This is a genomic window from uncultured Gemella sp. (assembly GCF_963525875.1).
Lineage (GTDB): Bacteria > Bacillota > Bacilli > Staphylococcales > Gemellaceae > Gemella.
Genome location: NZ_CAURMG010000043.1, coordinates 1 through 11,033 on the forward strand (window position 1 = coordinate 1; position 11,033 = coordinate 11,033).

The 11,033-nt window shown below is 28.9% G+C and carries 11 protein-coding genes; all 11 read left to right on the plus strand.

The window, feature by feature from the left end:
- Window positions 1-299, plus strand: a 299-nt coding sequence (locus RWQ73_RS06780) for an amino acid--tRNA ligase-related protein (protein WP_314407547.1), incomplete at its 5' end; no start/stop codon positions are given.
- Window positions 300-473: 174 nt separating this feature from the next.
- On the plus strand, window positions 474-1,535 hold the full coding sequence (gene ftsY / locus RWQ73_RS06785; protein WP_314407549.1) for a signal recognition particle-docking protein FtsY: 1,062 nt from the start codon (window positions 474-476) through the stop codon (window positions 1,533-1,535).
- 218 nt (window positions 1,536-1,753) lie between these two features.
- Window positions 1,754-2,257 carry a PTS glucose transporter subunit IIA gene (locus tag RWQ73_RS06790; RefSeq protein WP_314407550.1) on the plus strand — a complete coding sequence of 168 codons (504 nt, stop codon included), beginning with the start codon at window positions 1,754-1,756 and terminating at the stop codon, window positions 2,255-2,257.
- Window positions 2,258-2,296: 39 nt separating this feature from the next.
- A complete protein-coding gene (locus RWQ73_RS06795) occupies window positions 2,297-3,736 on the plus strand; it encodes a tetratricopeptide repeat protein (protein ID WP_314407552.1) in 1,440 nt (479 codons plus the stop codon).
- 10 nt (window positions 3,737-3,746) lie between these two features.
- On the plus strand, window positions 3,747-3,947 hold the full coding sequence (locus RWQ73_RS06800; protein ID WP_314085436.1) for a YqgQ family protein: 201 nt from the start codon (window positions 3,747-3,749) through the stop codon (window positions 3,945-3,947).
- Window positions 3,948-3,956: 9 nt separating this feature from the next.
- Window positions 3,957-4,241: a DUF1507 family protein gene (locus tag RWQ73_RS06805; RefSeq protein WP_314085435.1), complete on the plus strand. Its 285-nt coding sequence runs from the start codon at window positions 3,957-3,959 to the stop codon at window positions 4,239-4,241.
- A gap of 1 nt (window position 4,242) precedes the next feature.
- A complete protein-coding gene (locus RWQ73_RS06810) occupies window positions 4,243-5,454 on the plus strand; it encodes an FtsW/RodA/SpoVE family cell cycle protein (RefSeq protein WP_314407553.1) in 1,212 nt (403 codons plus the stop codon).
- A gap of 175 nt (window positions 5,455-5,629) precedes the next feature.
- Window positions 5,630-6,658: a tRNA preQ1(34) S-adenosylmethionine ribosyltransferase-isomerase QueA gene (gene queA / locus RWQ73_RS06815; RefSeq protein WP_314407555.1), complete on the plus strand. Its 1,029-nt coding sequence runs from the start codon at window positions 5,630-5,632 to the stop codon at window positions 6,656-6,658.
- A gap of 21 nt (window positions 6,659-6,679) precedes the next feature.
- Complete coding sequence (gene tgt / locus RWQ73_RS06820; protein WP_314407557.1) at window positions 6,680-7,834, plus strand: tRNA guanosine(34) transglycosylase Tgt; 1,155 nt, start codon at window positions 6,680-6,682, stop codon at window positions 7,832-7,834.
- 87 nt (window positions 7,835-7,921) lie between these two features.
- Window positions 7,922-8,185: a preprotein translocase subunit YajC gene (gene yajC / locus RWQ73_RS06825; protein ID WP_314085428.1), complete on the plus strand. Its 264-nt coding sequence runs from the start codon at window positions 7,922-7,924 to the stop codon at window positions 8,183-8,185.
- A 471-nt stretch (window positions 8,186-8,656) separates the two neighbouring features.
- Window positions 8,657-11,033: Rib/alpha-like domain-containing protein (locus RWQ73_RS06830; RefSeq protein ID WP_314407558.1), on the plus strand; the 2,377-nt coding region annotated here is incomplete at its 3' end.

An 11,033-nucleotide genomic window follows, 5' to 3' on the forward strand; every position in this document is an offset into this window, starting at 1 on the left:
AAGACACAAGATTTACTGATCGTTTCGAATTATTCATCGTTAGACGTGAACATGCTAATGCATTCAGCGAGTTAAATGATCCAATCGATCAAAAAGAAAGATTCTTAGCACAAATGGATGAAAAAGATGCTGGTAACGAAGAAGTTTATGAAATGGATGAAGACTTCGTAGAAGCATTAGAATACGGTATGCCACCAACAGGTGGATTAGGAATCGGAATTGATAGATTAGTTATGTTATTAACTAACTCAGCTTCAATCCGTGACGTGCTGTTATTCCCATACATGAAGCATAAATAAAAAAAACGTTGAAATATTAACGTTTGTAGAGGATGTCTAATAGAAAAAAGGGCAAACTTATAATACAACAAAATTATAAATTAAATCTCCCTAAAAATTAGGAAGCTTTAATAGAAAATTAAAGGGAGCTTAGTCTCCCTTTTATCATATAAAAAGATATATAAGGAGTATCCAATGGCAAGCTTTTTTGAAAGATTAAAAGAAAAATTCTCTGCTAAAGAAGAATTAAATGAAGAACTGATTTCACTTGATGAATATGAAGAGTTCGTCGAAAGTCAGTTTGTAACTGAAAAATTTAAAAAAGGACTTAAAAAATCACGAGATAATTTCACTAATGCACTTAATAACCTAATTAGTTCATATAGAGAAATAAATGAAGAATTTTTTGAGGATTTAGAAGAATTACTTATTCAATCGGATGTAAGTTATAACACTGTACTAGAATTAGTTGATTACTTAAAAGTAGAATCACAAAGACAAAATTTAAAAGAACCAAGTGAACTTCAAAGTATGATTATTGAGAAACTTGTTGATGTTTACATGGAAGGAACAGTAAAATCTGAGCTTAACTATGAACCAGAAAAAGAACTTTCAGTATTCTTATTTGTAGGGGTTAATGGAGTAGGTAAAACGACATCTATCGGTAAATTAGCACATAATCTTAAAAAAGAAGGAAAAAAAGTTCTAATTGCAGCTGGAGATACATTTAGAGCAGGGGCAATTGATCAACTTGATGTTTGGGCTAAGCGAAGCGGAGCTGATATAGTTAAATCACATGAAGGTGCTGATTCAGCTGCTATAATTTTTGATGCAATTCAATCAGCAAAAGCAAAAGGTTATGATGTACTACTATGTGATACAGCTGGTCGTTTGCAAAATAAAGATCACCTTATGAAAGAACTTGAAAAAATTGTTCGAGTAATTAAAAAAGAAGTTCCAGAAGGTCCTCATGAGGTGTTATTAACAATTGATGCAACAACAGGTCAAAATGGTATTCTTCAAGCTAAAACATTTAAAGAAGTAAGTGATGTTACAGGAGTTATTCTTACAAAACTTGATGGAACTGCAAAAGGTGGTATTGTTATTGCTATTAAGAAAGAACTAGGCATTCCGGTTAAGTTAGTTGGTTTAGGTGAAAATATTGATGATTTAGAAGTATTTGATCCTGAACAGTATATTTATGGATTATTCTATCAAGAAAATACAGAGAAAGATGATAATCAATCTGAAGAATAAATTTTAAAATTAAATAACAAAAAACTAATGGATTTTTTGAATTTGAATCCATTAGTTTTTTTACTAGATTCACATAAAATAAAAATGTGTAAGTTGTAAAATCTTACAGAAATATTTTAATATTGAATTTCAAATAATTTTCCAAAATTAATTGAAAAATATGCAAGAAAAGTATATAATAGATATATTAAGAAGGCAATAATATATGGAGGATTAAAATGGGATTTTTATCTAAATTATTCGGAAAACAAGAAGAACAAGTACATGAGTTAGTATTAAACTCATACATGAAAGGTAAAGTAGTAGATATTACTGAAGTACCAGATCCAGTATTTGCTCAAAAAATGATGGGAGATGGATTTGCGATTATTCCTGAAGAAGGAAAATTAATTTCACCAGTTTCTGGAGAAATTATCCAAGTATTCCCAACTAAACATGCTTTTGGTATTAAATCAGGAGATATAGAACTTCTTATCCACGTTGGATTAGAAACAGTTGCTATGAAAGGCGAAGGTTTTGAGGTAGCTGTATCTGCTGGAGATAGAGTTGAAGTAGGTCAAACTTTATTAACTTATGATTTAGAATTAGTAAAAGAAAAAGCTAAGGATATTATCACTCCTTGTGTAGTTACTAACATGGATGCAGTAACAAATATTGAAGTATTAAAATTAAATGAATTTGTTGATTTCTCACAAGAAGTAGCAAAATTAAAACTTAAATAGACCTAGGTCTATTTAAGTTTTAATATTAGTGGCGAATTTATGAATGATAAGAAATTTTGGAAGATAATTTATCTGTATATAACGAAATATAATTATAGTATTTTATATTATCGTCCGGAAAAAAAAGACGTTTGGCTTATTAATGAAGATAATGAATTAATAAGGTTTATATACGGAGATAGTTTTAAATCAACAGAAATTGACAGTATTGTTTCTAATGTTATTAGGAATGAAGTTAGACTTAAAAAAATGTTTAAGCTGAGTAGTTTAAAAATGAAAATCCTATATGTTTCTCCAGAATTTGATGAAATTTTAGATGATTATAAAAAATATAGAATTTCTAATAGTTTAATAATAGAGAGAATACTATATAATCAAAAAAATAGTAAATTGTTTTTAAGAGAAAAAGATGAACAATTTATTGAAGGAACGCCGGATACATTACGCTATAAAAATAGAGTAGTAGAGTTATATAAAAGACAAACACTTGATAGAAATTTATTTAATATAAAATATAATGGATTATCTATATTTTATTTGATTTTATTTTTAGTGAATTATTTAGTGGTTTATCTATCAAATAAAAATTCTTCTTTATATAAATATGTTGAATATAGTTATCAAAAAATAATAAGTGGTCAGTTTTATAGAATGTTTACTAGTGTGTTTACAGTTGATAATTCTATGAAATTATTTATGTTAATTGTGACATTCTTTGTTACTTCTATTTTATTTAATAAATCATTAAATGTATTGAAGAGTATTGGTATTTTATTTATCGTTTCTTTTGTTTTTAATTTATTATTAATATTTGGTTATTCGGGTGTACTTGATATTGCTTTGGTTTCAAATATTGCGGTATTAGGTTCTCTATTTATGGAACAACTGAGTAAGAAAAATGATAATTTGAAGTTTATGTATTCGGGAGCTATCTCAATAGTTTATTTAGCAACAGCTACGTTATTATTTGAAACTTCAATAGTGTTATATGTTTTTTCTTTTATCTTAGGAGTTTTCTTAGAGTTGTTCCTTATGAAGAAAAAGAATATGTATATTGCATTTGCTACTATACTTATTCTTAGTGTTATTGGAGAAGTATTATTGTTTTCTGGAATTAATACGAAAAGTGCAGTAAATAGGTATAGAGCTGGAAGAGTTGATAATAGGTTAGTTAAAACATATAGTGATGAAGATATTTTTAACTTAGAAAAAGAGTTAACTTCAAAAAACAAATCTGTGTTAACTTATTATGAATTAGGTATGGTAAAAATGACTACAGCTACTAAGCAAGATGCTAAAAAAGTATTTCTAGATGGGCTTAATTTTGATAATACATTTGCACCGATTTACTATAATTTAGCTGTCATTGAGCGACAAGAAGGAAATTACTCTAAGGCAAAAGAGTACGCTCAAAAAGCTTACGAATTAGATGGAAGAGAAATTAATAGAAACCTACTTGAAGAAATGAATAAGTTTTAAGGTGAGATAAATGATAAATTTTTATGATTTACAGCAATTTTTAAAATCTTTTGGTATAATAATATATATGAAGGATAGAAAACACACATTAAGTATGGTAGAATATGAAGTAAGAGAATTAAGACGTTTAGAATTGATTTCAAATGAAGATTTTATTAGGGCAATTGCTATAATAAGACATGAAGTTAATTATGAATTATCAAAAGGATAGGTGATAATAATGGAAAATAACCTTATTTTTATTAAGGTACGTAAAAGAATTGAAGAAGACGTTATGAAGATTGAAGAGATGATTAATGCTTGTGTATCAGTGAAAGGTCAAAGGAAATGCCCTTTATATCAAGATGTTATTGATACTCAAATTTATGGACTTTCAAAAGAAATAAACTTGGCAGTAGAAATAGGTTGTATCTCTCAAGAGGCAGGACGTATAATACTAGCAGATTTAGAAGATAAGGCTAGTGAAATGTATAATACTGTTATTCAAGAAAGTAAAGCGAATTAGTATGAAACTTTTTGGAAAAATACATAGATCTATAAAGCATGAACGCCGTCATGTCAGATTAGATTGGATGGTAGCTTTAACGTTACTAGTTTTGTTAGTTTTAAGCTGTATGATGGTGTATAGTGCTAGTATGATAGGAAATAAATATGGAACATTTACATCGGGCATTCCTGTAAGTGAGACTTATTTCCTACAACGACAAGCCATGTGGGCAATTCTTGCCTATTTAGCGTTCTTACTATTTTCGGTTGCTATACCGTTTGAGGTTTTTAAAGAGAAGGAATTATTAAAATATGGTTTTATTGTAATGTTTATTTTACTTTTAATACCACAATTAATGCCTGCAATTAATGGTGCGAAATCATGGATTAGGATAGGTTCATTCAGTTTTCAGCCTTCTACTTTAGCACAACTTTTTATTATTATGTATATGGCTTTTATTTTAGAAACAAGAAAAGTGAAGTTGAGACAAATATGTACTAGTTCAGAACTCTTGAAAATCTTTAGTATTCCTCTTGCACTTGTTACGTTAATAGCTGCGCAAAATGATACGGGAATGATGCTTATTACTTTATCAGTAATTGGAATAATGACGCTATGTTCAAATATGCATTCACAAAATGTAAAGAAAATTATTTCTCTTGCGTTGATTGCTGGAGCTGTGGTACTTATGCTGTTTACGATAAAAAGTACATTGTTTAGTAGCGGTACTTCTTACAGAACAAATCGTTTAAAAGTGTTTGTTAACCCATTTTCAGAAGATTTGGCAGCTGCTGCTGATCAAGTAATAAATTCATATGTTGCCTTTGGTAATGGTGGATTATTTGGTAGAGGTTTAGGTAACTCTATTCAAAAATTAGGATATTTACCCGAAGCTCATACAGACTTCATTCTTGCCATAATTGCTGAAGAATTAGGATTTGTTGGTGTTGTATTTGTTGTTACATTATTGCTTGTACTAATAGGTAAAGTAATTTTTTCAGGAACGAAATCAAGAAATACATTTTCAGCAATGTACTCTTTAGGATTTGCAAGCTTATTAGTGGTACAAGGAGTAGTAAACATAGGCGGAGTAACAGCTTCTATTCCGATGACTGGGGTACCATTACCATTTATTAGTAATGGTGGTAGTTCTATTTTAATTTTAAGTATAGGATTAGGTATAGCTACTAATATATTAGCTCATGTAAAATACTTACGAAGTAATAAATAATATTTAATATTCGGATTAATATTTAAAATATTAGTCCGAATTTTACTTTTAAAGAACATATTTTAGATATATAAATTGTGAGGAGTGGAAAAAATTATAAATTATTATGATGAGACTTGCTAACTTAAGACAATCAAGCTATAATAGTAAAGGTAACTTTTAAAGGAGATTTTAAATGAAATTAGAACAATTTGATTTTTATTTACCTGAGGAGCTTATAGCACAAACACCTCTTTTAAAAAGAGACACGAGTAAGTTACTTTGTGTAGATAGAAAAAGTAATACACATGATCACAAAGTTTTTTCAGATATCATAGACTATTTTAATTCTGGGGATACTTTAGTTCTTAATAATACTCGAGTTATGCCGGCTCGTTTATACGGAGCAAAAAAAGATACTGGGGCTGCTATAGAAGTATTATTATTGAAAAATTTAGGGCATAATGATTGGGAATGTCTTGTAAAACCTGCTAAAAGGATAAAAGAAGGAAGTATAGTTTCTTTTGGTGATGGTGTAATGGAAGCAGTATGTACGAAAATTTTAGATGATGGATTTAGACATTTTGAATTCAAATATGAAGGGATTTTTCAAGAAAGATTAGATGAACTTGGAACTATGCCACTTCCTCCATATATTAAAGAGCGTTTAAGTGATAAAGAAAGATATCAAACAGTTTATTCTAAAGAGGTAGGAAGTTCGGCTGCACCAACTGCCGGGTTACATTTTACGAATGAACTATTAGAAAAAATAAAAGAAAAAGGTGTAAATATAGCTTATTTAACTCTTCATGTTGGATTAGGTACTTTTAGACCTGTTGCTGTAGAAAATATTGAAGATCATGATATGCATTCAGAATACTACACTTTGGATGAAAAAACAGCTGAAATAATAAATCAAACAAAAGAAAATGGTGGAAGAATTTTCTCTGTGGGTACAACTTCAACGAGAACACTGGAAACAATTGCCCGTGATAATAATGGTAAGATTGTCGCGGCATCTGGATGGACTAATATTTTTATTTATCCAGGATTTGAGTTTAAATGTGTTGATGGTTTAATTACAAACTTCCATTTACCAAAATCATCGTTAATAATGCTTGTTAGTGCATTTTATGATAGAGAAAAAGTTATTGAATTATACAACGTAGCAGTTGAGAATAAATACCGTTTCTTCAGTTTTGGAGATGCGATGATAATAATCTAGTTTAAGAAAGGAAACATTTATATGAGAGATGTAAAAGAAAATGCAGTTTGGTATGAACATATAAAAACTTGTAAACAATCTGGTGCAAGATTAGGAATAGTACATACCCCACACGGTAGTTTTGAAACTCCTGTATTTATGCCGGTTGGGACTCAAGCTACTGTTAAAGCAATGTCACCTGAAGAAGTAAAGGGAATGGGTGCAGATATTATTTTATCTAATACATATCATCTTTGGTTACGCCCTGGTGAAGAAATTGTTGAAAAAGCAGGTGGACTTCATAAATTTATGAATTGGGATGGGAGTATTTTAACAGATTCAGGAGGATTTCAAGTATTTTCTCTAAGTGAAATGAGAAAAATAGAAGAAGAAGGAGTTCATTTTAAAAATCATTTATCAGGAGAAAAACTATTTTTATCACCAGAAAAAGCAATGCATATTCAAAATGCTTTAGGTTCTGATATTATGATGGCTTTTGATGAATGTCCAGATTATAATCATGACTATAAATATATTCGTCAGTCGGTAGAAAGAACAAGTCGTTGGGCAGAAAGATGTTTAAAAGCTCATAAAAATCCTAAAACGCAAAGCATCTTTGGTATAGTTCAAGGAGCTGGATTTAATGATCTTCGTGAACAAAGTGCTAAAGATTTGGTAAGTATGGATTTTCCTGGATACGCTATTGGTGGGTTATCTGTAGGAGAACCAAAACACGAAATGTATAGAGTTTTAGAACATGTAACACCGTTATTGCCAGCTAATAAAGCTAGATATTTAATGGGAGTTGGATCTCCTGATGCTTTATTCGAAGGTGTGTTAAGGGGAGTTGATATGTTTGATTGTGTATTGCCAACTCGTATAGCGCGTAATGGTACTTGTATGACTTCTGCAGGACGAGTAGTAGTAAAAAATGCTAAATATGCAGAAGATTTTACACCACTTGATCCAGAATGCTCGTGTTATTGTTGTAAAAACTATACAAAAGCTTATCTTCGTCATCTATTCAAAGCTGATGAGATTTTTGGAGCTAGACTAGCAACTACTCATAATATCCATTTCTTAATTAATATGATGAAAGATATTCGTCAAGCTATAAAAGAAGATAGGTTATTAGACTTTAAAGAAGAATTCTTTGAAAAATATGGATTGAATCAAGAGAATCCTAAAAATTTCTAATAAATTATAAAAAAATAGTATAAAAGGTTTATTTTTTACTTACTATATAGTAGAATAAACATATATATAAATAAACGGAGGTAAAACATGCAAGGTTCATACGTAAATATTATTATGATTGTATTCCTTTTTGGATTTATGTATTTCATGATAATTAGACCGCAATCTAAAAGAAATAAAGAATTAAAACTTCTTCAAGATTCATTAAAAGAAGGAGATAGAATTGTAACTTTCGCAGGAATTTACGGAGATATCGTAGAAGTAGGGACAGTAACAGTAAAAGTAAGAATTGCACCGAAAGTAGAAATCGAAATAGATCGAAATGCTATTCGTAGCTTAGTTGCAAAATAATTAATTAAAAAGGGCTGTGTAAACAGTCCTAAATTTTTAAAAAAGTGTATATGAAGATTCATAGACGCAGTGGTTTATTGATAATTAATAAACTTTGTGGGGGTGACTAGACAGAATTTATTTTGTCGAGTCACTCCCTAATTTTTTTATTAAGAAAAGTGTTAAATTAAGTATATAGTATGAAAAATACTTTGATAAATTATTATATAATGAAATAATTATAACCTTGTAGATATGTAAAAATTAGATAAAGAGTAACAAAATGAGTAAAAATTTTAAAAAGATAAATAGAAAAATAAGAAATATATATTTATCATATAACAAAAAGTATAAACATATATTAAAAATTAAAATTGTCATTATTTGAATTTTCGTGTATACTAATTAGAGTATAGAATAAATAGTTAACAAAAAATATTGTTAATGAATTTTTATATGATATTTTTTAAGGTTTATAAGTATGGAGGAAATATGCTTAAACATAAATTAGATAATAAAATAGTTAAATATGGAATTAAAAAATTGAGTTTTGGTATCGCTTCAGTTGCTATTGGAGCATTTATATTTTTAGGAAGTGATGCGAGTGCTCATGAAATTGGAAACACAAACGTAACAAGTACAAATATAGAAAATAGAGTAACAACTTCTAATGCAAATAATAATAATTTAAATAATAGAGAGAATAGTGTTCTCGTTCCAGCTGAGAATAGAAACAATTCAACTCAAAATACAGAGACTATAAATTCATCTACTAGATCAACAAGAAGTGTAACTACTTCTACAGCCGAAAATAATACTGTTAATCAAGCTGATTCTAACAGTAACCAATCTTCAAACAGTAATTTAAACGTTTTGGATAGACGAACTGATGATAGTCAAAATATTGCAACTTTATTAACGAATATAATTAATAAAAATACAGAAAGTAATACTGTATCTAGTTCTTCATCTCAGGATGTAGAAGCTCCTGTAGAAAAGGGTACAAAAATTATCTCTCGTTTAACTGCTAAATATGCACAAGATATAGCCAAAGGTTATATTGGATTAGAAGGTGGGAAATACGATAGTTTAATCTATAAAAAAGCTGTACTTAATCCTGATGGAGATGATGATGGTGATGGTATTGCGAATAAAGACGAATTGTATATCTATAAAAAAGATGGGAGAACATATTTAGGATATGATATTCACCCAAGACTTGCAGATACAGATGGTGATGGTCTTAATGATAAAGAAGATAGAGACAAATTAATTTGGAATATTTCAGCAAGAGATATGGCTATGTTTATGAATCTTGCATATGAATCAGATGAGAATGTAAAAAATATTTTATCTAATAAATTGCCAATTGTTTTAGAAAAAGATAAAATTAAAAGACTTACTCATAGTGAATTATCTCCGTATTGGACTGTGAAGCAAACATTTCATCAGAATAATGGATTAGATGCGGTATTGTTTGAAACAAAAAATAATTTCCCATTTTTAAAAGGTGAGAAAATTCAGGTTCTTGCATTCGCAGGAACTAATATGGGACAAGGTGGAGACTTGAAAGCAGACATAGCATTAGCTTTCGGGAATGAATCAAATCAAAGTGAGGCTGCTAAAGAATTAATAAATAGCTTTAGAAATAATAAAGAATTTACAAATCTATATATTACAGGTCATTCTTTGGGTGGATATTTAGCTTTAAGAGCTAGTGTTTTAGCCGAGAAAAATAAATATAATTACTATAGAGAAACATATACTTTCAACGCGCCTAGAATAAAAACAGGTGGTTGGTTCTGGGGAGTTCCGGAGGAAGAAGAAAATATTTCTAATGATATGATGCAAATCGGAAAAATTAAAAATTATTTTACTGATAACGACAATATCATACCTGGTAACTTGAGACCAAAATATGTTAAAAATGTAGGAAGTAGCCAAGGAAAGCATTCTTCAACATCTTATTTTGAAAGTAGAATGAATAGTAATACAGATTTTAATTTTGGTACAAGACAAAATATTGATGGAAAAGTTGTAAAAGTAAATAATATCAATAATTTAAAAATTGTAAAGCCTGAAAAGGGAACATTAAATAAAACATTCTTACCGAAACTAGTAGATAAAAATCCAGTTTCTGTAATTATTGGAGATATATTAAAAGATAACGATATAATAAACAAAGTAAATAAGAGTATATTACCTGTAAATACTAAGTTAACTGTTGTTAAAAAAGATGGATTGACTTCTTTAGGTACAAAACATGCAAAAGTAAAAGTACTATATCTTGATGATAATACTAGTAATGAAATTGACGTGCCGATCCTAGTAAATGAGGCTAATAAACAAGAATTAAATTCTGTAGTGAATGCTGCGCATAAACTAATAGATACTATTGTTGATTTATCAGATAAAACAGCAAATTCTGTAAATAATTATTCTCTTGCTAAAACAAATTTATCAACTAAATTAAGTGAAGCTTCATTAGCTCTTGCTAATACTTTATCTACACAACTAGTTATAAATAATATGACTAGAGAATTAGCAAGACTAGGAATGGATGTTATTAATAAACGTACAGCACTAGAATTAACTGAAGCAGGTAAATATTCACCAAGATTAATTGATGATAATAAAATTCTATTACGTCAAGGAAGTAATATAAATCTTGACAGTGTTGTTAAGAAAATTGTAAAAGATGGAATCCCGAAAAATATTAATTACGAATTAGTAAATAGTACTAATATGAATGAAATAGGTGATATCAATGCTACTATTAAAGCTAAGTATAGTGATAATTCTTTTGATTTAATAAATATTCCTATTCGTATTTATACAGATTCTAAAGGTGAGGCGCTAAGAGAAGAAG

Coding starts and splice junctions, on each gene's coding strand:
- ftsY (WP_314407549.1), top strand. CDS start 474: ATGGCAAGCTTTTTTGAAAGATTAAAAGAAAAATTCTCTGCTAAAGAA.
- RWQ73_RS06790 (WP_314407550.1), top strand. CDS start 1,754: ATGGGATTTTTATCTAAATTATTCGGAAAACAAGAAGAACAAGTACAT.
- RWQ73_RS06795 (WP_314407552.1), top strand. CDS start 2,297: ATGAATGATAAGAAATTTTGGAAGATAATTTATCTGTATATAACGAAA.
- RWQ73_RS06800 (WP_314085436.1), top strand. CDS start 3,747: ATGATAAATTTTTATGATTTACAGCAATTTTTAAAATCTTTTGGTATA.
- RWQ73_RS06805 (WP_314085435.1), top strand. CDS start 3,957: ATGGAAAATAACCTTATTTTTATTAAGGTACGTAAAAGAATTGAAGAA.
- RWQ73_RS06810 (WP_314407553.1), top strand. CDS start 4,243: ATGAAACTTTTTGGAAAAATACATAGATCTATAAAGCATGAACGCCGT.
- queA (WP_314407555.1), top strand. CDS start 5,630: ATGAAATTAGAACAATTTGATTTTTATTTACCTGAGGAGCTTATAGCA.
- tgt (WP_314407557.1), top strand. CDS start 6,680: ATGAGAGATGTAAAAGAAAATGCAGTTTGGTATGAACATATAAAAACT.
- yajC (WP_314085428.1), top strand. CDS start 7,922: ATGCAAGGTTCATACGTAAATATTATTATGATTGTATTCCTTTTTGGA.